Raw genomic sequence first — 21,953 nt, 5'->3', positions numbered from 1 at the left:
ATTAAGTCCCACGCTTTGTGGGGACGGCTCGTTGGTTTCATTGTAGCGCTTTTATCAGATTTTGGTAAACTTTGTTTTATTCAAAATTAGCGTTCGTCTTGTCTTAGTTTAAACTGTAGCTCTCCCGTCGTCTCGCGATCCAACGTGAAGCCCTGCCCCTTCAAGAGCATGACAGTCTGAACATTGGCTGATTGCACGGTTGCGATAACCTTTTGAAGATCGAGCTCATCAAAAGCAAATGACAGCATATGACTCAGCACTTCACTCATGACACCCCGACGCTGAGCAGACGGTAATAGTTCAAACGTAATTGCTGCAGTTGTTCGATCCGCCACAAAAGAATCGAACCCAAACGTCCCTAAAAATTCACCCGTCCGTTTGTCACCAATTCCCCAAACCAACGCGTCGTTATGCATGATCTTACTCATGACACGATTTACGTGGGCAGCCGTGTCCATGATGGTTGCATCAACGTCCCGATTAGTTAGCTTTGCTACACTGGCATCGTGACGTAATGCAAAGATTTCTTTCACTTTGAATGTGGTCAGCCAGTCTAATTCATAGTGTTTAGTCATGATCGGATGGTACTTTTCAAAAATCATGGTTCGCCTTCTTTCTCATGACGCTATTATACAAATTTACGTTAGCAAAGTCAGAATTAAGGGTTGCTTTACTTTTTATTGCGGAATCGCATGGTATAATTCTGCTAAGAAATGTGAGGGGAAGCAACATGTTAGTCGCGTACAAAAAATTTTGGCAACGCTCATTTCACATCAAGGGCGTTGCGACCCGGGCGGAATTTTGGTGGGCCTTTTTAGTTAACTTCTTTTTTGAAATTCTATTTCAGGCCATGCAATATTTACGAGCCTTTGATTTCAATGATCATCCGTCAGCCCGTGTGGGGACTGGAAATCCTCACCTTACCCACTGGCTGTTTGCCGGTGGTGAGAACAGTGTATTCGCCAATACGTTTGTCATTCTTGCCATTATTTTCATGTTGGCAACGCTCATCCCAAAATTCACCATTGCAGTTCGTCGCTCCCACGACTTCAATTGGTCAGCACATTGGTTGATTGGCCTGTGGATAGTTCGTTTGCTACTCTTCTTAACTACCATGTACGAATTGATCTTGTTGGTCGTGAACTACCAGAATGGTCACGTGAACGCTGCCATGGCCAATTTTGAGTGGGGATTTCTGGCATTACTGATATTCTTCATCCTCGAACTCATTGAATGGGGATTGCTAGCTAAGAAGTCCAAACGACCTAACCGTTACTTAGCTGACCCAACACCTACGACTAATCCCAACGAGGATAGTGGCGACTCAAAGGCGGTTAACAGTGAAACTGAAAGTACAACTATGACAAACGAAACAACAGGCAAATAAGCCTTTAGTCCGCTGTTTGGCACGTCCACTTAAATTAACGGTAGAAAAAGAGCACAATTCTGAAACAAATCGGAATTGTGCTCTTTAAATTATTCAGCTTGTTTATTTACCCGCAGTGTCATCGCGTTAATCGCTACGATCACTGTACTTAAAGTACATCAGCACTGGCAAGCTTGCTAAACGTTTCAATTTGCTGCAAATTTTCTAAGGCGAAGATCAAAAAATACCGGTATGTTTTAGAAGTAACCACACAGAGAAATAACAACACTTAAATATGATGGTCACCGCTGCCCGTTGTGCTGGTAATAATCAACAAAACGGCTTCACAGTGAATAAAAAATCCCCTCACGAGTGACAGAGGAACTATCATCTATCATCCGTGAGGGGATTATTGCCACATTATGAGATTCATTTTTTATAGACTAGGTACTCAGATAACTACATCTTCGTGAGAATTTAAATATCCCTAACTTCAAGCCCAGTGTGATGCCTTATCTACCGATATATCTACCTTATTTCATTTCGGCTGTCTTTAGCAAATCGTCACGGTGTCCCATCGTAGCGAGCTTACTTAATGCTGCTGATGGCGTGTGGTCAAAAGCCTTTGAGCCATTCATTTCCGTACCCCAAACACCAGATGAGAATGGCGTTTTGTAATTGCCCTTAGACATGTTTTTGATAGTAACCGTATATTTGCCATCGATTTCTTTGACAGTCGCCTTTAGGAACTTTGAAGTCTTTTCGTATTTCAGCTTACCCTCATTTGCTTTGACTGACTTCACAGTACTTGCGTCCGGAGCCGCAAACAATCCGATTTTATTCGTAATATTTATACTCTTACCATCTTTAAAGTCCGCCTTACTTAATTTGATTCCATCTGCTGACATTGGGGCAAAATACCAACCCTTTGATCCAGATGCGGCGTGCATAAAGGCAAAATGCAAGTATGTTGAATCTCCTTTCAACATAGAGACCTTGAATGATACAGATTTACCAGGCAAGGTTGCTCCAACAACCTTCTTGTCTTTACTATTATAGCTTCCAACGATGGCACCAGACGTCTTACTCATATCGTTTCTTTTCATTTCAAACGTCGTGGCATGTGTCGCATCAGCCTTGACATTTGTAGCACCGACAGTTGCTAAAGTCATTGGTAGCACTGCTAAAATTAGTCCCGTTGCAATCTTGTTTTTCATGATAAAAATATCTCCTTGCCTACTAATTATATTTAAATACTTTCAAAGCTACTGATAGAAATACAATAGTATTCTCTATCTTCCAACCAGATTATCTTTTTTCGAAAATTAGGAATATTTAATTACCAATTATTTAATCCCCTCCTTGAGTACATATGAGTATTCGCAGCGGCTAAGTCCTATAAACGCAATCACCAAATTGATGAGGCGTTTACAACCTAGGGGCTCATTAAGACCCATTGCATCCCTCCCAAGTGATATAAATATATTAGTGAACCCGATTAATATTAAAACCGCTAACATTTTTTGGCAAAGAAATGTACTCAACATTCACCTATTTGAACAAATTATACGAGTCCAAGATTTAGAGAAATTGGTTACACAAGGAGAAAGTCATAATTCCATGAGGATGACAGAAAAAGAAGGCTTTAGTCGCATAAAAAAGAGTTTGGGACATAACTCAAAATAAATCGACCAGAGAAAAGTGATTTTTGCTTTTCTCTGGTCGATTTTTTCATTGCCCTGCTTTTTTCGAATTTCTATGTTTATATGGGCCTTTTCTCGGGCCCATTTAATCATATTCATGGCCATTAGGACCAATCCAACTTCGTTGTTTACTTTATCTAACCCCCTAACCGAAAATCGAGTAAACCTCAAATGAGCCTTCACATCTGCGAAGACTGGTTCGACCTCGATTTTTCGTTGACCATAAATCTTCTTACCTTCGTCACTTTGGAGTTGAACTCTGGCATAATTTTTAAAGTACAACCAGTTATTGTTGATGCTGACCTGGCGTTGTCGACCACTTGGCGTCTGTGCTAACGCTTGACGTACTGGATCTTCGAAGTAGTCTACTGCTTGGTAAACTTTGAATTTACGCTCTTGACCGTATTGATCGTGACGTATGCTGTAATTTTTAAAGTGAAATTCAATCCCTTGGTAGTCAGTGAAAACATCATTTTTTTCGTCGTATTGCCAGTTTTGGATCTTGGTGGGGTCGTTACGATAGCGCTTTTTCTTTTCTTTCTCATACATCCCGTAAGGAATGAGATATTGTTTATCCAACTCATCAGTAATGTATTCATAGTTAGATTCACTACCGTAACCTGCGTCTGCGACAATGTATTTAGCCGGTGTTGAGTCAAAATCGAAGGTTTTTAAAAACGGCACTAGCGTGCGCGTATCTGTTGGCCGTTGATATAAGTCATAGTAGAGGGTAAATTGATGCTGAGTCGCAGTCTGTAAATTGTAGCCAGGTTTTAATTGACCATTCCGCATCGGATCTTCCTTCATTCGCATAAACGTCGCATCGTGGTCTGTTTTGGAATAGCTATTACGATCACCAAAAGTTGCCAAGGCATCATCATAGTTCATTTTACGAGGAATAAAGTCTTTTTCCAACTGGCGTTGAAATTTCTTTAAATGACGACGTTGTTGCTTGGCCGGAGAGCCGCCAGGCTGTGGCTTTTCTGTTTCAATCGTCTGATCCAATTGAGCGATCTTGTCGTCCAATTGACTGGCGACGATTTTCATCTGGTCAACGTCGGTTGCTGTATCACGTTCTTGATCAATCGCAAGATCAACTTCATTTTGAATCAGTTCATCATAAAGTGCCCGCGTTTTCTCTGTTAGCTTGCTATTGTACTTAGTAATACTTTTCTTCCAGACAAACGTGTACTTGTTCGCATCGGCCAATAATTTGGTGCCGTCGATAAATAAAGCATCATCATTAACGAGTCCGGCTTGGCGAACTAAGTCGCGAAACTGAATGAAGGCTTGCTTAATAAAAACTGCCATGGTTGCGGAAACACGAAATCGATTAATTGTCCGATAGCTGGGGACTAAATCATAGTCGCCAATCAACCATTTCATATACAGATTTTCAGCACACATTAACTCAATTTCACGACCGTGGAACGTTTTACGCGTATACGCAAACAATAGAATCTTCATCATTAACCGTGGATCATAGGCTGGCCGCCCAGTGGCGGCAGTTGCGTTCATGACGTCTTTTAAAGGAATAGAGTCTACGAATCGGCTTAACACCGTGACCACATGATTTTCACTAGGCGTAAAATCTAAATTCACTGCCAAACTGGTTTGATTATTGTTATAATTCTTGTACATGGAGATAACCTCGCTTTCTAATTGTTTAGTCGCTGTTGGATGAGCAGAGAATTGTCTCTGTGCCTACATAATAGTACGAAAATAAGGTTCGAAATCAAAAAACGATTTCGAACCTTATTTTTTATTCAAGAGTTTTGTCCCAAACTCTTAAAACTATTCAGCTTGTTTATTTACCCGCAGTGTCATCGCGTTAATCGCTACGATCACTGTACTTAGAGACATTAACACTGCCCCGAGCATTGGGCTAAGGATAAATCCCAACGGTGCCAAGGCCCCTGCTGCTAATGGGATGGCTAAAATGTTATAACCAGCTCCCCACCAGAGATTCTCTGTCATCTTACCTGTTGTCTTACGGGCTAAATTCAAAAATTCAACAACATCGTTAGGGTCGCTACGAACCAGCACAACGTCGGCCGAATCAATTGCCACATCTGTGCCCGAGCCAATCGCCACACCAATATCTGCCCGTGCCAAACTTGGCGCGTCGTTAACCCCATCACCAATCATCATGACGGAACCATCTTCCTGATACTGACGGACAATTTTCTCCTTATCCTCTGGCATGAGTTGCGCTCGCACTTCGTCGATGCCTAATTGTTTGGCAACAACCTGGGCCGTTTGTTCATTGTCACCTGTTAACATAACCGGCACAATGTGTTGTTTCTTCAACAAACTGATCATGCGTTTGGCAGCCGGCTTTATTTCATCCCCCTGCGCCACAAAACCTGTTAATCGATCATCGACAAGTAAATAACTAACTGAATTGCCCGAACTGGCAAGTTGATCAAACTGCTGGTGGTCATAGGCTATCCCCTGCTGGTTCAAATATGTGGCCGAGACAATGGCTACCTTATGACCATCTGCGTGGCCCTGCACGCCAACACCAGTAATCTGAGCAATGTCAGTCACTTTTGCCGCTGTAATTTGGCGGTGTTTGGCCGCGTTCAAAATACCAACTGCTAATGGATGGCTAGACCCATTTTCCAGACCAGCCAGCTGGGCCAATACCGCATCATCGCTCACGCCATCAATTAAACTGCCAACAGCATGCACCTCAAAGTTTCCTTCAGTTAAAGTCCCCGTTTTATCCATCAAGGCGTACTTCAATGTCTTGACACGTTCCATTGCATCACGATTACGGATCAACAAACCATTACGGGCAGCAATAGAAGTGCTTCGGGCAACAACTAGTGGAATTGCTAAACCAAGCGCATGCGGGCAGGCAATCACCAGCACTGTCACTGCCACGGATAGCGCCAGCGCCAAATTACCGATGAATAGCCATGTCACAAAGGCTACGATGGCGACCAGCAATGCCGCGTAAAACAGCGTCCCGGCAACTTTATCAGCCATGTTCTCCTGTTCAGACTTCGACTGTTGCGCATTGGCCACCAAATCCATAACTTGGGCTAAATAACCTGAATCGCCAGTTCCGGTAATCGTCATTTCAAACGTGCCATCACCGTTGACTGAGCCGCCAATAACTTTATCATCGATTTTCTTCTCAATCCGTTTGGCTTCACCCGTCACCATGGCTTCGTTAACACTAGTGGTTCCACTCACCAACGCACCGTCAGCTGGAATCTGCTCACCAGCTCTTACCGACACATGATCCCCCACGGCCAATTCGTTGACTTGAACATCCTGTGTCTGTCCATTGACGATCTTGTGTGCCGTGTTTGGTAACAGTTTGGCCAGTGAGTCAACCGCTGAGCCGGCATTCATCACTGCGTTCATTTCAATCCAGTGACCTAGCAGCATGATGTCGATCAACGTTGCCAATTCCCAAAAGAAATTCATCACCATTGGCTTCACGTCGAACACATTGTTCGCGATTGTGGCATAAATACTGTAAATGTACGCAACGGAAATACCCATGGCAATCAGTGCCATCATCGCTGGTTTGCGTGTCTTCAACTCATCAACGGCGCCGGAAAAGAATGGTGCCCCACCGTAGAAGAACAAAATGGTGCCGATTAACGCCACCACCCAGTCTGAACCAGGAAACGACAACTGGAACGGCAACCGTGCGCCCATCATTGGCGTTAATAAAATAATCGGAATCGTTAAGACTAAGGACACCCAAAACTTCCGTTTGAGATTACCCATGTGCATCATGCCGTGCCCGGCCATCTGCATCTCATCGTGCTTCATCTCATGATCCATCGACATGTTGTTCATCATGTGCCTCCCTTGACACTTTTAATTTTACGTTTACATTTGTAATCGATAGGTACAGTTTACAATCGTAAACGAAAATCGTCAAGTCATAAGTTTCGTGATTTCATGAAAAAAGAACTGGCTGGCTATTACGCCAAACAGTTCCCTTTCGTCAAGACAAATATTTAATTAGGCTTCCTGCTTCATGGCATCGCAGCCATCTGGCAAACAGTCACATGCCACCGTCTCCGGTGCCGTCTTCGCCTTGTCGGCCAATTGAGCCTGCAGATCAGCAATGTTTTCCTTGCTGAGCGTCAAATTATCAATCAGGTCAGCTAACGTTTGACCGACCTTCATTTGACACAGATGTCCAAACAAAGCCCGAGTTGCACTATCCATGGCGTCTTGTTCAGCAACCAACGGTGTATAAATGAACGCGTTGCCTTCTTTTCTCGTTGTGAGCGCCTGCTTCTTAACCAAACGACCCAATAGCGTCTTAACTGTGGCTGATTTCCAACCCATCTTGTCGGCTAAAATTTCGGTAATCTGGCGGCTGTTTGATTCACCTAACGTCCATACAATCCGCATTACTTCCCATTCAGCATCACTAATTTCAAGTTTTACTGTGGCTTCCATGTTGAGAACCACCTTTCGTCATCGTTAACTAGTTTCAATGACTAAAGTTTACACTTGTAATCGCGTTTTTTCAACGATGTTGCACTGCTCTGTAAAAGCATGGTTTTATTTTTAAGATGAAAATAATTCACTTTAAATTGAAAAAGTTGAGTTTTATTTATTTAATAACATCATTTATACTTGGCAACAAGTAAAAGAGAGGAAGCGACAGTTATGAGTGAATTATTTGCAGATCGTGCCGCCATTGGCACAGAAAGTCGTTTGGCACAGTTATTTGGTGGGCAGTTAGGTCCAGACGGGATTAAGTTTTCCGCTGGCAATCCCAACCCTGACCTGTTTCCAACCGCACAGATGCAAAACGCCTTTAACACCGCCATCGATACTGCGGGTAACCACTTGTTTGAGTATCAGGAGGTCGCTGGCCCCGTTCATCTTCGTCAACAATTGGCCAATCGCGTTCACCAAACGGCTGGCATCAATGCCACGGCTGATAATGTATTGGTCACCCAAGGCGGCCAACAAGCCATTGATTTAGTAGCCAAGTTGCTACTCGATACCGGTGATGAAGTTGCTGTCGAAACACCTACTTATGTTGGTGCCCTTGCTTCGTTTGATCAATATGGTCCTACCTACTTAGACGTGCCGATGGAAGACGACGGCATGAACGTTGACGCACTCGCCGCATTGTTAAAAACCCATCCCAATATCAAACTGGTTTACACAGTGCCGGATTTTCATAATCCCACCGGTGTTACGATGTCCGTTGCCAAACGGAAGCGGTTGGTTGAACTAGCTGAAGAGTATCACTTCTATATTCTTGAGGATACGCCATACCGTGATTTGCGGTACCACGGTCACTCATTGCCAGCTATTAAATCTTTTGACCGCCATGGTCGCGTTATTTTCATCAGCAGCTTCTCAAAGATTTTAATGCCAGGTTTGCGCACCGGTTGGGTGGTCGCAGATGAAATGGTCATCAATAAACTTCGTCAACTAAAAGAAACCAGTGATCTTGAATCGCCTGCCATTATGTTGCATGCTGTGTCAGCCTTTTTGGACAACAACGATTTAAACCAACATGTGGCTAACATGCTGACTACTTATCGCAATCGCCTAGACGCCATGCTAAACGCACTGACCGAATTCATGCCAGACACAGTTAAATTTACACGCCCTGATGGTGGTTTCTTCGTTTGGTTGACGTTGCCAGAAAATGTCGACACACAAGCATTGTTACAGGACGTTGTGATGCCGCAAGCACATATCAGTTACGTTCCTGGTCAAGTCTTCTTCGCTCACCAAAACGTACACAATGGCCTGCGTTTGAACTTTTCCGGTGTTGATGAACAACAAATCACTGCTGGCATTCAACGACTGGCAACTGCACTGACTGAAAATACTGTCAAAGTGCAGTAAGTTTTCCGCCCCCCCTCTTCGATTCATTCAAAAACAGCGTCCAGATTATTTTGATAGTCTGAACGCTGTTTGTTTTACATGATGTGCTTTCGTTGCGCTGACCGGCGACGCCGTTTCCGTGAAGACCGGTCTCAACCCGCAAAAACCGCGGTTTTCAACCTCGATTCTGAGCCATAGTTCGTCTCAGAAGTCGTCCCACAATACTAAATGGCTAGACCCCTGCCATTAAGTATTGTCGACACCGAAACTCTGTCGCCGGTCTGCTCCACTACATAATCGTAACTACTTAAGATTTTCAATCTTCACGACTACAGTGATAACGTCATTACTATGAAAAAATCGTGGCACTTGCCATACTCAAGCCACATTGCCAAATACTGCTGTTTGAACGTGGTGTTGTCTGTTTTAGTGGTGATCACTGCTATGTGAGCGAAAGGGCGGCAACAGTGACGCCAAGCCGTGCAGGTGATGTTAATCTGAGTGAATTTGCTCAGATTTACATCACGGACGGTCGTCGAGACTCGCGGGCTTCACGAGGCTCGACGGCGAGGTGAAAGACTTCGGTTTTAGAAGGCTTGAACCGGTCCCACGGCGGTGTGTCAATGTTGCCAACCGGCAGCGACAATTGTAACCCCCCAACAATCTACCGTTGCTCACGCGCCAAAGCCAACTGAACAATCTTTTTGATCAGGTCAACCGGCAGTGGCTTGTCTAGTGGCAATTGAATAGCACCTTTGCTAGTATGAAAATCACTTAACTCCGTTTGCATCAACGCAATCGGTTCCGCGCCAGGATACAAACCGGTATGGTGCTTCATATTTGCAAAGTAAATAATGTTATGTTGACCGTAAAACGTTGGCATGCCATAAGAGATTTTTTCTTGTGCATTAGGCAGTTCTGCTTTCAACAATGCATATAATTCGTTCAATCGCGCCTGCCGTTCTGCTGGCTGATCCGCGATATATCGTTCGATTACTGTCATCTTTTCCTCGATTCTACGCCTAGGCATTTACGATGTCCGCCTTTAAACCGGCCAACTGACTTGCTGGTCGTTTCTTACCACGACGAGCCCGCAACGCAGAAAGGATTGACACAGTGTCCACGACTTCCTGTAACAAGGCACCGACTAATGCGGGTACAACTCCGGTAGCTGCAATCAACATCAGGCCGACACAAACAAAAATCCCGATCAACACAGATTCTTTGGCAATTCTCATGGTGTCAGCGGCAATGATGCGGGCACTCACTACACGACTCAAATCATCCTTCACGATAACCGCATCAGCAGACTCGCTAGCCGCAGTCGACCCATGAGCTCCCATCGCAATGCCGACATCAGCGGTTGCCAACGACGGTGCGTCGTTCACGCCATCCCCGACCATAATGACTGGTCGTAAGTTTTTCGGCACTTGTTTGAGTGCAGCAATCTTATCCGCTGGCAATAACTCAGCGTGAACGTCATCAACGCCAGCCTGCTTTGCAACGGCCATGGCGCCTTGTCGTTGATCACCCGTCAACATCATAATATGGTCCACACCCAAGCGACGCAAGCAATTCATGGTTGCCGGCGCTTCGTCTCGCATGGTGTCCATAAACGTAATGGCGCCCAAATATTTACCATCGCGTGAGACATACACGGCGGTTTGCTGCTGTGGCGATAACTTTTCTTCAGTCACGAAGCTAAGTTTGCCAACCTTGATAAGATGACCATCAACCTGTGCGCTCACGCCGTTTGCAGTGGATTCCGCCACATCGCTAACGGGCACCAAATGTTGTGCACCAACATGTTCAACCAATGATCGTGCCAGAATGTGGCTCGAGCCCTGTTCTACACTAGCCGCTAACTGCAACAACTGATCATTTGTAGTTGAGCCTTCCGGTACCACTTGATCAACGCTTAGAACACCATTCGTGATCGTGCCAGTTTTATCAAACGAAATGCTACGCGCATCAGCTAGTTTTTCAAGAGTTGTCCCAGTTTTAACGATGATCCCGTTGCGTGATGCCCGTGACATCCCAGAAATTAGCGCAGTCGGCGCCGCCAAGATCAATGGACATGGCGACGCAACCACTAACACTTGTGCAAAACGAACCGGGTCTTTAGAAATGAACCAAGCAACTCCTGCAATCACATAAGCAATCAATGTAAAGGGCACAGCATAGCGATCCGCCATGCGCACGAAATGTGCCGGTCGTGCTTCTGCCTCACGAACTAATTGAATAATCTTTTGGTACTGGCTATCAGCCGCTAGTTTATCAACCTGAACCGTGACGGTTTGATCACCATTCACCGCACCAGACATTACGTCATCCCCAACGCCCTTTTCAACTGGCCGTGCTTCACCGGTCAGGGAAGATTCGTCAAACGTGGACGTCCCAATAACGACATGTGCGTCAGCCCCAACCATTTCGCCGGGCTTGATTAGCAAGCGATCGCCAACCTTTAATGAATCAACGTCAACATCAGTGATGGTGTCATCTGTCACGCGGTGCGCAACTTCGGGTGTTTTATCCAGTAATGCTTGCAACTCACTGTTCGCACGCCGTGATGCAAAATCTTCCAACGCATCACCGCCAGTTAGCATAACTAAAACAACCAACGCGGCCCAGTACTCACCAACGGCAAGTGTGGCAACCACCGCAGTAATTGCAAGGAGGTCGACGCCATATTTACCACTGCGTAACGTTCGAATCATCCCCATCAACATTTCAAACGCCATCACCGCCCCAACGATTGTAATCAACCACTGAGCAGCAAGCGCTTGATGCGCGATAAATTGCAACACTAATGCAATGACGGCGACCGTAATGATCAAACTCAGTTTTTGCCGGTTTTTCATGGGTACCCTCTCCTTCGTTGTGTTGTTTGTTAAATTCATTATATTAGAATCATTCTAAACAATCAATGAATAGTTTATTTTTCCGCCCTATTTATTCAATAAAAATACTTTTCCTTTAAATTGGTCTCAATAACTATTAAGGATACGTTTAATTCGACACTGTTGTTTTCAAAAAATGACAGTTCAAGAGTGAGTCAAATTAAACTTATGAGCACCTATGCTGCAAGACAAAGGCACGCCGCTTGTCTTATGAAGTGATAACCATCTGCAACATAATAATTATCAAGCAATCATTAATAAGAGACAATTTAAATGCTTATACTGTGACAATCACTCAACAATATAAAAATCGCTTAAAACCAATTGTGACGCCACTTACTTTTTCTCTATCTTCGCCGTCATTTACTTGTTATTTATGCGTAAATGGGCTATAAATGTTGTAACGCACAAAATTAAATTAACGGGTGGAATAAAATGACTCCTATGAAGGAAGACTACCTAAAAATGATTTTTGAATTAGGTGGCGTTTCTGGAAAAGTTTCAAATAAACAATTATCGTTGAGTCTCGACATTGCAGCAGCGTCAGTTACTGAAATGATCAATAAATTAGTGGAAGAACGGTTGGTATCGCACACACCTTACGCTGGGATTTCACTAACTAAGTCTGGTCGTAAGGCAGCTGAGGAACTGGTTCGTAAACACCGTTTATGGGAGTGTTTCCTATTTCAAAAATTAGGATACACTTTGGCAACAGTGCATCAAGAGGCGGAAAAGCTGGAACACAGCTCAAGTGATCATATGATTGACGCACTTGATGCCTTTCTAGATCACCCTGGTCACTGCCCACATGGCGGTGCCATTCCTGATCAGGCCGGTAACTACGAAGTCGGCAGCAGAACAACACTGGACGAAGTAGCCGATGGCACAAAGATTCGTTTGGCACGATTCGTGGATAACCACGATTTGCTGGACTACTTGGAAAGCCTCAACTTCTCTATCGAACAAACGTACACGATCAAAAGTCATGCACCGTTTGAAGGTCCGTTGACGTTGGCAAAAGCCGATGGTTCTACTGTTGATGTCAGTTTTAAGGCCGCCAACAATATTTTCGTTGATAAATTATAATTGAATAGTTTTCCAAAAGGCGATTTCAGCACGCAAAAACGTGGTGAAATCGCCTTTTGAGTTTTGTTTAAAATAAACCGCTACTTAAAATAATAAATAGACCAATGATGATGAACAGACATGGAATCAACCACGTACCAAACCGTTCAATGCCACGAGCGATAGCCTTCGTTTGAACCAAACGGTGACTCAACCATAGCCAAAAGGCCGTCATCACGATAAATACGAAAACAATTGTGACCATTCGCCACAACGGTTGATGTACAAAAAACGGGATGTAGACACTTAGATTGTCCCCACCATCACCGACGGTCACACTCCAAACCAATGCCACGGAGAGTTTGCCAGATATCGCGGAAACAGTGCTTGCCTCCTCCGCCGTGGCTTCGGTTACGGCTTGTGGCCGTTTGAACCATTTCCAAAGATTGACAACCCCCACAATCAACGGTAACAGTCCCAGTAAACCGACCCACTTTGTTGGAACTGTCATGAAACCTAAACTAAGTAGCCAACTGGCCGCAACCAGTGAAAGAATCCCGGCATACTGACCAACAATAACGATCATCCGGTCACGGGCCGTGCGCACAATGCCCCAAAACAACATTAACAGAATTAAATCATCTGTATTCGTGACCAAAAAAGCCACAACTGCTGACCATATCAACGCCATGCTCATCACATCCGTTTCCGGTCAGCACGGCGTTCGTCACGTCGCGCATGTCGTTTAATCGTTGCCCAGAAGGCCGGTGAACGACGTCCCAAAGTTAAGGTGTAACTCAGGCTGGAACTAGCAGACAAGGCCCATAGAAGCCACCAACCACCGCCGTGAATTCGTCGAAGTGGAAATAGTTCCTCGATGACGCCCTGAAAAGCTTCCTTAGACACTGCCACAATGGCAAGTTCTTCGTGTTTTAAAATCGCTTCAGCGATCACTTGAATCGCTAAAATAAACGCCCACCCGATGAGGTAGTGAAGCTCACCGCGTACTTCCACACGATCTTCTAAATTTGCCTTTTTTATTGGACGAATCGTGGCAAATTGGCCTTGGTATACACCTATTACGGTACCAAGTATCAACATCCCCAACGCGATGATAACGTTGATACCGCTATATTTAAACGTCACGCCAAACATAATTAATGAAAAAATCGGAATTAACCAATATCGCCAGCGTTTAGGGCGTTCGAACCCAAACTGACCACGGATAAAATAGATTAATAATAGTAAACTCAAAATCACTGTCATCATGATAAATGTCCCACCTTGTCAATTGCCTCTCCATTATTATGGTTTTCGACAAGCGCGTCCATCTTTTTTATTAGCTATGATTATTTTGTCACGACGCGATTTTCTAGTTACGTTATTTAGTGTGTTCAAACCACTGAATGGCAGCATTGGCGACTCGCGTTGGTTGTTCACGTTGAAGAAAGTGTCCCGCTTGCGGCCACAATTCCTGTTTGAATGGGCCAGCCATAAACGGTGCCATTGAACTAGCTTGGTGATAATCAGTGCAACCATCGGCCTGACCGATTATGTTTAGCGTTGGCACTGAAATTCGATCATTTCGTTGTAACCGTTCAGCTAACGGTGCGTAATGTCCATCCGTCGGTGCATATCCCCAGCGAGACCGATACATATCGAGCGTCACGGCCGCCCAATCTGGATTGGCAAACGTTTCTTTAAAGTCGGCTCGGTCAGTCTCAGTTAGTACATAGTGCGGACTCCACACTTGCCACATATGTTCGGCAAATGTTAATGGATGATCGCGCACGTAGCGTTCACCCTGTTCCGTTGTCATGAACCATTGATACCAGAAATTTTGAATTTGCTCTAGGGATAGGTTTCCAAATGTTTGCCAACCCTCTGCGAGGACTACACTACTGCCAACAATGCCCGTCCCCCATAGGTTACTCATCATTAAAGCAGTAAACGCGCCCCAGTCTTGACCAATCACGCGTACTTGCCCCAATTGCAGGACATCGATCAAATCCTTAATATCTTGAGCCAATGCGAAAAAGCTACCGGTCCGGCGCGTTTGTTCATGTCGGAAGCGAGTGTGTCCAAATCCCCGCAGTGACGGAACAAACGTCTGGTATCCTGCTTGGTGTAATATCGGTAGCATTGCATCCCAAGTGTGCCAACTATCCGGCCAGCCGTGGAGTAATATCAATGGCTGACCATCACTAGGACCACTGATGTTAACGGCCATGTGCAGATTCTGTGTATCAATTATTTTTTCCATTCTAAATTGCCTCCAGCTTGTGCAACGTTCTCTTTTTATTTAGTATAAGAACAAAGTAGCATTCATAAAAATTGAACTTTTTAAACTAAACTATTGAAAATATTGAATCACACTAAAAGGACAAAAAAGTGATAGTTCTCTTTCACGTCACCGCTGGAGGCAATACTTATGGATATTCAGTACTTTCGAACATTCAAAATCATTTTGGCGACCGGTAGCTATTCGGCTGCCGCTACCGAGCTTAATTACACACAATCAACAATTACTGCGCAAATGAAACGACTAGCGAGTGTCATTGGCGAACCGCCCTTTCTTTTTCGTGGTAAGACACTACGTTTGTCCCCAGCTGGCAAACGACTGGTTCCTCTTGCCGACGCCATTTTAGCGAACTATCAACAAGTCACTGACCTGGCAACACCTCATCAACTGAGTGGCTCACTGCGTTTGTCGGTCCCAGAATCATTAATGCTGTACGGTTTGAATCCGGTTCTGCAAAGTTTTGCCGCACACAACCCCCTCGTTAATCTCACCATTAACAATGCAACCTGTGTTCAAAACCGCAAACTGTTACTATCCGACCAGGCCGATGTTGCCCTAATGCTGTGGCCATTATTTAAGCCAGATCCACAATTATCAGTCATTGACTTAGGCACACAACGCTGTTCGCTCGTTGCGGCCAGAAATGCGCCGACCACACTGTCAGCTATCTTGGCACAACCGCAAGCCCACTTCGTTATCAATGAAAAACAGTGTGGCTACCGACAGGCGTTTGAACAGTATCGCCATCAACAATATCCCGGGACGCATATGCAAACGATGGAAGTCTGGAGTTTGGCAGCCATCAAGCAAACCGTAAGCGCTGGTCTGGGCTTCAGTTTTCTACCGGATTTCGTAATCCAAGACGAATTAGCAAATGGGTTGCTAAAACGTTTAACCCCGAACATTCCCACAAAACTGCACATTCAACTATTGTTCCGCAAAAATTGGCACCCGGCCGCTGTTGAGCAAATGGTTCAGACCATCAAAAGCCAGCTACCAACCGCTATCCCTGCTACTGATATTGATTAATCTTGTCACTGGTCTATCCGCATTTAGCCTGGAATAACTTAATAAGAAAATGAGAAATGAACGGTAGGACTTGAGTAAGGGCTTTCATTCGTCTATTATTGAGAGTGTAAATAGACACTTTCACAGTGTTAAATCTTATTTTTCGGGGGTTACAAGATGGCTACAAAGAAAATGATTCTTGATTTGGACACTGGTGTTGACGATGCCCTGGCTATTGCTTATGCGGTTGCTTCACCAGAAGTTGATCTGATTGGGATCGTTTCATCATACGGAAACGTACTGGTTGATAAATCAGCTGAAAACTCACTGGATCTATTGGAATTACTGGGTGCGACTGATGTGCCTGTCTTCTTGGGTGAATCACACTCAAGCACCACGGATCACTTTGACGTGATGGAAATCAGTCAAAAGATTCATGGTGTCAACGGAATTGGTGAGGTTAAGGTACCAAAGGCAAAGCGTGCCGTTGAATCAGAGGGAGCAGTTGATTTTATCATCGACGCTGCTCACAAATATGGTGATAACTTGATTCTGGTTCCAACTGGTCCACAAACCAACTTGGATGCAGCCATCACTAAAGACCCTGAAATCGCCAAGTTAATTGGTAACATGACCTTTATGGGTGGTGCTTTGACGGTTCCTGGTAACGTTACAGCCTTCACAGAAGCTAACATTAACCAAGATCCAGCCGCTGCCGACCGTGTCTTCCGTTCACCATTGAAGTCCACAATGGTTGGCTTGGATGTTACCCTGCGGACATTGTTAACGAAGAAAGAAACACAACAATGGCGTGACTTAGGTACGGTTGCCGGTGAAAAGTATGCCGACATTACCGACTACTACATCGACGCTTACTACAACTTGGACATCGACAAAAACGGTTGTGCCATTCATGACCCATTGGCCGTTGGTGTTGCCATCGATCCTAGCTATGCTAAGTTGATCGATTTGAACATGAAAGTTACTCATGATGACCCAGCTAACCCTGCCGATGTTGGCCGTACAATCGGTGACACTGCACGTTTGAACGACCCAACAACCAACATGAAGGTTGCTGTGGATGTCGACAAGGAACGTTACCTCGCCCACTTCATGGACTTGTTAACAAACTTGTTTGCCAAACACTAAAATTAACTAACATTGCCTTGTACGATATTAAATATCCGAAACGACTCCTCCTCAATTGGCGGAGTCGTTTTTTCTCGCACATCTTCCTATGAGACTGTAGCTTTAAACACCTCACTGCCGTTACGCCGATTGAAAACGCCGTTCCATGGGACCAGGTTCAACCTGCAAAACCGGCAGTTTTCACCTTCGATTCTGAGCCACAGTTCGTCTCAGAAGTCGTCCCACAACACTAAGCGGCCCAGTTCATGCCGCCAATTGTTGTCGACACGGAACTCTGTTTTCAATCAGCTTCACTTCGCTAGTGAAGCGCTAAAATACCAACAAGAAAAACGGCGCCGGGAATTAAATGACGTCCATGCGGAAATTTCGACCACGTTAGACGTAGGCGTCAATATTGATACCGAGCCGTAAAGGTAACTTTAATTCGGTGGTGTGGCCGAATTTAGGTTGCGGACGCTCCCACGGCGGAGCGTATCAATATTGACAACCGTAGTCGCCAGCGCTGCACTATCTCGTAGACGGTCAATTCTGAACAAAACTTTTGGCGTGATCAAAGGTGATAGCGTAAAATAAAAGTATTAATTTTATCAATACAGGAGAGGTATCATGACACATAAAATTTTAAGTGCCCTCAGTTACCTAAGCATTCTATTTCTGCCCGTTTTATTTCCCCTAGTCGTTTGGATTGCAGCCGCTGGTCAACGCGATGTAACAACACATGCCGCACGTGCCTTCTGGACACAGTTATTGCCAACATTGATGGCTTTCGGAATTTTCTTCTTTGTGGCTGTTTACGGCCTAACCATCGGACCAAACGCTGGGATGGGTTGGTTAACACTCCTTTTTATCGGAGCATTTGGTCTTGCATCATTAGTGTTGTGGTTTTATAACATCGTCATGGGCATTCGTGTCCTGCTCGACTAGACTGTTCATCAACGATTGAGGACTAAACTTTTATCCGAGAGGCTAACCATATGAAATCAAGTTCAAGCACAAATACCCGCAACCTCGTGTTGGCTGCGTTGTTTATTGCGATTATCATTGTTCAGGTTTTGGTACCCTTTTTAGGTTACATTCCCTTGGGACTCACTGCACTGGGCATTCAAATTTCAATCATTCAGTTTACCGTCGCGATTGCCGCAATTGTCATGGGACCATGGTGGGGCGGTCTTATCGGTGGCGTCTGGGGCCTAGCGTCACTCATTCAGGCTTGGACGACAGTCTACAATCTCGGTGCCTTTCTATTTCGTAATCCTGTCACCGCGATTTTGCCACGAGTGATGATTGGAATCGTCGTTGGGTACATTTTTCAAGAATTGGCGGTCAAACGACAACATCGTGGTTGGGCATTAACTTTGTCAGGCTTCATGGCTTCATTTACCAACACGGCATTAGTTGTTATTTTCTCATGGATTACCATCGTAATGTTCCACATCTACTTTCCTGGCATTCCGCACAGTGGCACCTTCACGTGGATTTTATTATCACTGGTTGGCGTCAATGGAATTGCAGAAATGATTGCCGGCGTCATTATTGTGCCAATCATTGGCGGAGCCATTTTAGCTGTTCGCCGCTCACGCTAATTAAACGTTACGTTTGTTTGCTGACTAAACATAAGCTTGTTTTCAAACGTCGGTCGCCGATTTCTCACTAAGGTTTCATTTGAAATATGAACCGGTTTCAGCTAAGATAATTGCGTAATAACATTATATCTGGGGTGCCATTTGGCTGAGATAAAACCCATTGAACCTGATCCGGTTAATACCGGCGAAGGGAGATACGTAACCGGAATCCGTGTAAAAACGGGTTATTTACAATACGGAAATACGACCTCTCACATCAGGCTCGACGATTGTGAAAGGTCTTTTTTTGCAATCATCGGGTTATTTTGCGGGCAAGCAGCATCCTCAACACGGAGGGAAAGACAATGCAACAAAAAGCAGCACATTCTAACCGGTGGCATTTACGCGATGTCATTTTGATCACCATTACATCCATTTTTATGGGGATTATTTTCTTTGTCACAGGCTTTCTATACAACGGACTGACACTAGCCCTAACGCCACTTGGCATGGCGCCGTTTGCAAACGACATTCTGTTGGGCCTGTGGACAATGGCAGGCCCGCTGGCAGCATTCATGTTGCAAAAAGTTGGTGCAGCGACGATTGGCGAGCTTCTCGCCTCAGCCGTTGAGGCCATTATCGGAGGTCAATGGGGTCCAAGCACACTGATTTCTGGTTTTGTTCAAGGTTTCGGGTCGGAACTTGGATTTACGTTCACTCTGTACCGCCGTTATGACATGGCGAGTTTATCGCTATCTGCCCTGACGACCGCGATCGTGACGTTTGCTTGGGACCTGGTTCGTTCCGGTTACGCCGCTTATCATCCGTGGATGATTGTCGCCTTGTTTATCACCCGCTTCATTTCCATGTGGGTCTTCGGCGCCCTGCTGGTTTCTGCAGTCACGAAGCTGCTTGACCGGTCACATTTATTAGACCGTCGTCACGCCTAATAAGCACCGCTAATTCTTAAGAAAAAGAGCTTGTCTGCATGTCAAAGATTAATTTGAACGATGTTACATTTCACTATGAAACCACATTACCGCCTGTCATCGAGCACCAAAACTTAGCGTTTGACGGCGGTACCTTTAACCTGCTGACGGGCCCGTCTGGCACTGGAAAATCCACGCTGCTCAAACTGATTGCCGGATTGTATCCCGCTTTTATGGGCGAAGCAACCGGAACTATCACAGTTAATGATCAGCCGGTAGTAGATTTGCCAGCTTCCAAACGCGCTCAACTCGTAGCGATGATGTTTCAAAATCCCAGTCAACAATTTGCGATGGAAACGCCACGCAATGAGTTAATTTTTACACTCGAAAATTTGCAAGTCCCCGCTGATAAAATGGACGCTCGGGTTAATGACGCGCTGGCTTTTGCGGGCGTCACGGATTTTGCTGACAGAAGATTCACCACATTATCCTGTGGCGAGCAACAAAAGGTTTCCCTAGCCGTAATTGTTGCGCTGAACGCTGAGGTCATCCTACTAGATGAGCCGTTTGCTAACATTGACCCAGATGCCCGTTTATTTCTGTTAACGCAACTGACCACATTAGTGAAAAAATACCACAAAACAATCATTGTCGCAGACCACGATTTGTCCGATTATGAACCACTCATTGATCAACTGTATATTTTTGACGGTGAACGTCACCAAGTCCATCAAGCTGATGCTGGTGAGGCACAGACAAGATTCGCCGCTTTTGAACAACGCCAACATCAGCCTGCGCCCATTGCCCTACCAGCCGCTGAACTATCGCCTGAGTTCACACTAGATGGCTTCACAGTGGGCCACCAAACACCACTCATTAACGATGCCAGCCTGAACATCCCCCAAGGCAAATTCGTTGTGCTCACTGGCGCAAACGGCACGGGCAAGTCAACACTGTTTGATGCACTGGTAAAATTGCAAACTTACACCGGTTCTCTCCAATGGCAAGGACAGGAAATCAGCAAATTGCGCGCTCGAAAATACGCGCAACACGTTGCCCTCGTCTTTCAACAAGCCGCAAGTCAGTTTCTGACCATTACTGTAGCGGAAGAAATTGCGCTCAGCCTTAAATACCAGCAAACCACTGCTTGGACGCAAAGTCGCATTGACGCGACTTTGGCTTCACTAGATTTAGCCGGTCGCGATGATCAGGTCGTGTACTCGCTGAGTGAAGGTCAAAAAAAGAAACTGCAAGTACTATTGATGCTGATTATGGATGTGCCGACATTGCTGTTAGATGAGCCGTTGACCGGACTCGACCTCGTTTCAGCTCACACGGTGCTTAAGTTGCTGCGTCATGCCGTTTTAGAAGAGCATCACACCGTATTAATGATTACGCACCAACTAACCGACGTCAGCCAATACGCGGATTACCACTTGCATCTAAATCATCATCAATTGAGTTATGAGGCTAGCCTATGAATCCAACAATTTTATTGATTTTAGTCCTATTCGTAGGTGTTGAAATCTCGTTTACGTCTGTGATCTGGGCAAACGTCATTATTATCGCCATCTCCGTTTTAGTCATGTTACGTCATCGTGCACCGATCTTATCGTACGTGCGATTACTGCTCGTGCCGCTTATCCCCGCCGTCGGTATCTGGTTTTCTATCCGCTACTTTTCGACTGCGCAAAGCGTGCACTTTGCGTGGGTTATGGCTACGCGGATTTATGCTTACGCATTTCTCGGCGGATTATTCACCTTCTCCACAACAACAGAAAAGACGCTAGCCTCACTTGAGCAAAACGCACACATTCCCACAACGTTTGTCTATGGCATGCTTGGTGCCTTTAACTTTGTGCCAAAGATTCGCAGTGAAGTTAAAATCATCCGTGCCAGCGCACAAATGCGTGGCATCGATCTTCACTTCTGGTCACCACGGTTGCTTTTCAAGTCAATCGTCGCCGCTCTTAACTGGTCGGAGAATCTCGCTGAAGCCATGACGTCACACGGTTTTACCGAGAATGCCCCACGCACACACCGGACCGTTATTCGGATTCCCTGGTGGAATTATGTCGTAACGGTGATTAGTATTGTTGGGTTACAGGCAATTTTATTCAGTCCGCTTAAATAGCAT

The 21,953-nt window shown here is 45.1% G+C and carries 20 protein-coding genes and 1 riboswitch; of the genes, 10 read left to right on the top strand and 10 right to left on the bottom strand.

Annotated features, from left to right (window positions below):
- Positions 1-86 precede the first annotated feature (86 nt).
- Entirely contained in the window at positions 87-602 is a 516-nt protein-coding gene (locus GB993_RS12100) for a GNAT family N-acetyltransferase (protein ID WP_161004483.1), read from the bottom strand.
- A 128-nt stretch (positions 603-730) separates the two neighbouring features.
- Here GB993_RS12100 and GB993_RS12095 point away from each other — a divergent pair, with 128 nt between their 5' ends.
- The gene (locus tag GB993_RS12095; RefSeq protein ID WP_161004482.1) at positions 731-1,387 is read left to right on the top strand and encodes a DUF805 domain-containing protein; all 657 of its coding nucleotides are present in this window, start codon (positions 731-733) and stop codon (positions 1,385-1,387) included.
- A gap of 512 nt (positions 1,388-1,899) precedes the next feature.
- Here the strand turns inward: GB993_RS12095 and GB993_RS12090 are convergent.
- From GB993_RS12090 to GB993_RS12075, 4 genes are all read right to left on the bottom strand, one after another.
- Complete coding sequence (locus GB993_RS12090) at positions 1,900-2,583, bottom strand: hypothetical protein (RefSeq protein WP_161004481.1); 684 nt, start codon at positions 2,581-2,583, stop codon at positions 1,900-1,902.
- A 393-nt stretch (positions 2,584-2,976) separates the two neighbouring features.
- Positions 2,977-4,710, bottom strand: coding sequence for an IS1182 family transposase (locus GB993_RS12085; RefSeq protein WP_284142847.1), 1,734 nt, complete (start codon positions 4,708-4,710; stop codon positions 2,977-2,979).
- Positions 4,711-4,863: 153 nt separating this feature from the next.
- Complete coding sequence (locus GB993_RS12080) at positions 4,864-6,891, bottom strand: heavy metal translocating P-type ATPase (protein ID WP_161004525.1); 2,028 nt, start codon at positions 6,889-6,891, stop codon at positions 4,864-4,866.
- Between the two features lie 168 nt (positions 6,892-7,059).
- Positions 7,060-7,506 carry a CopY/TcrY family copper transport repressor gene (locus tag GB993_RS12075; protein ID WP_161004480.1) on the bottom strand — a complete coding sequence of 149 codons (447 nt, stop codon included), beginning with the start codon at positions 7,504-7,506 and terminating at the stop codon, positions 7,060-7,062.
- A 213-nt stretch (positions 7,507-7,719) separates the two neighbouring features.
- Here GB993_RS12075 and GB993_RS12070 point away from each other — a divergent pair, with 213 nt between their 5' ends.
- The gene (locus GB993_RS12070; RefSeq protein WP_161004479.1) at positions 7,720-8,922 is read left to right on the top strand and encodes an aminotransferase-like domain-containing protein; all 1,203 of its coding nucleotides are present in this window, start codon (positions 7,720-7,722) and stop codon (positions 8,920-8,922) included.
- Between the two features lie 643 nt (positions 8,923-9,565).
- Here GB993_RS12070 and GB993_RS12065 read toward each other — a convergent pair.
- Entirely contained in the window at positions 9,566-9,904 is a 339-nt protein-coding gene (locus GB993_RS12065) for an iron chaperone (protein ID WP_161004478.1), read from the bottom strand.
- A gap of 19 nt (positions 9,905-9,923) precedes the next feature.
- Positions 9,924-11,762: a heavy metal translocating P-type ATPase gene (locus GB993_RS12060; protein ID WP_161004477.1), complete on the bottom strand. Its 1,839-nt coding sequence runs from the start codon at positions 11,760-11,762 to the stop codon at positions 9,924-9,926.
- A gap of 474 nt (positions 11,763-12,236) precedes the next feature.
- Between GB993_RS12060 and GB993_RS12055 the strand changes: the two genes are divergently transcribed.
- Positions 12,237-12,887 carry a metal-dependent transcriptional regulator gene (locus GB993_RS12055; protein WP_026017100.1) on the top strand — a complete coding sequence of 217 codons (651 nt, stop codon included), beginning with the start codon at positions 12,237-12,239 and terminating at the stop codon, positions 12,885-12,887.
- 67 nt (positions 12,888-12,954) lie between these two features.
- On the opposite strand, the gene GB993_RS12050 is transcribed toward GB993_RS12055, so the two are convergent.
- From GB993_RS12050 to GB993_RS12040, 3 genes are all read right to left on the bottom strand, one after another.
- Positions 12,955-13,557, bottom strand: coding sequence for a cadmium resistance transporter (locus GB993_RS12050; protein ID WP_161004476.1), 603 nt, complete (start codon positions 13,555-13,557; stop codon positions 12,955-12,957).
- 5 nt (positions 13,558-13,562) lie between these two features.
- The gene (locus tag GB993_RS12045; protein ID WP_161004475.1) at positions 13,563-14,135 is read right to left on the bottom strand and encodes a hypothetical protein; all 573 of its coding nucleotides are present in this window, start codon (positions 14,133-14,135) and stop codon (positions 13,563-13,565) included.
- A gap of 112 nt (positions 14,136-14,247) precedes the next feature.
- A complete protein-coding gene (locus GB993_RS12040; RefSeq protein WP_161004474.1) occupies positions 14,248-15,129 on the bottom strand; it encodes an alpha/beta fold hydrolase in 882 nt (293 codons plus the stop codon).
- Between the two features lie 168 nt (positions 15,130-15,297).
- Here GB993_RS12040 and GB993_RS12035 point away from each other — a divergent pair, with 168 nt between their 5' ends.
- The 7 genes from GB993_RS12035 (at position 15,298) to GB993_RS12005 (ending at position 21,950) form a co-directional block, all read left to right on the top strand.
- Positions 15,298-16,197, top strand: a complete 900-nt coding sequence (locus GB993_RS12035; RefSeq protein WP_161004473.1) for a LysR family transcriptional regulator — start codon at positions 15,298-15,300, stop codon at positions 16,195-16,197.
- 156 nt (positions 16,198-16,353) lie between these two features.
- A complete protein-coding gene (locus tag GB993_RS12030; protein WP_161001821.1) occupies positions 16,354-17,325 on the top strand; it encodes a nucleoside hydrolase in 972 nt (323 codons plus the stop codon).
- A gap of 606 nt (positions 17,326-17,931) precedes the next feature.
- Complete coding sequence (locus GB993_RS12025; protein ID WP_017261522.1) at positions 17,932-18,249, top strand: magnetosome magnetite crystal formation protein family; 318 nt, start codon at positions 17,932-17,934, stop codon at positions 18,247-18,249.
- Between the two features lie 50 nt (positions 18,250-18,299).
- A complete protein-coding gene (locus GB993_RS12020) occupies positions 18,300-18,908 on the top strand; it encodes an ECF transporter S component (RefSeq protein WP_161004472.1) in 609 nt (202 codons plus the stop codon).
- Between the two features lie 120 nt (positions 18,909-19,028).
- A riboswitch (TPP riboswitch) is annotated at positions 19,029-19,118 on the top strand.
- A 134-nt stretch (positions 19,119-19,252) separates the two neighbouring features.
- The gene (locus GB993_RS12015; protein ID WP_161001819.1) at positions 19,253-19,837 is read left to right on the top strand and encodes an ECF transporter S component; all 585 of its coding nucleotides are present in this window, start codon (positions 19,253-19,255) and stop codon (positions 19,835-19,837) included.
- Between the two features lie 38 nt (positions 19,838-19,875).
- Positions 19,876-21,297 (top strand): ATP-binding cassette domain-containing protein, encoded by a 1,422-nt coding sequence (locus GB993_RS12010; RefSeq protein ID WP_161004471.1) that lies wholly within the window; start codon positions 19,876-19,878, stop codon positions 21,295-21,297.
- The gene (locus GB993_RS12005; RefSeq protein ID WP_161004470.1) at positions 21,294-21,950 is read left to right on the top strand and encodes an energy-coupling factor transporter transmembrane component T family protein; all 657 of its coding nucleotides are present in this window, start codon (positions 21,294-21,296) and stop codon (positions 21,948-21,950) included. The genes GB993_RS12010 and GB993_RS12005 overlap by 4 nt, the downstream gene beginning before the upstream one ends.
- The last annotated feature ends 3 nt before the right edge of the window (positions 21,951-21,953 follow it).

Origin of the sequence: Furfurilactobacillus milii (assembly GCF_009864005.1) — a bacterium.
GTDB classification, from domain to species: Bacteria; Bacillota; Bacilli; order Lactobacillales; family Lactobacillaceae; genus Furfurilactobacillus; species Furfurilactobacillus rossiae_B.
This window is presented reverse-complemented; position numbering and strand designations above follow the sequence as displayed.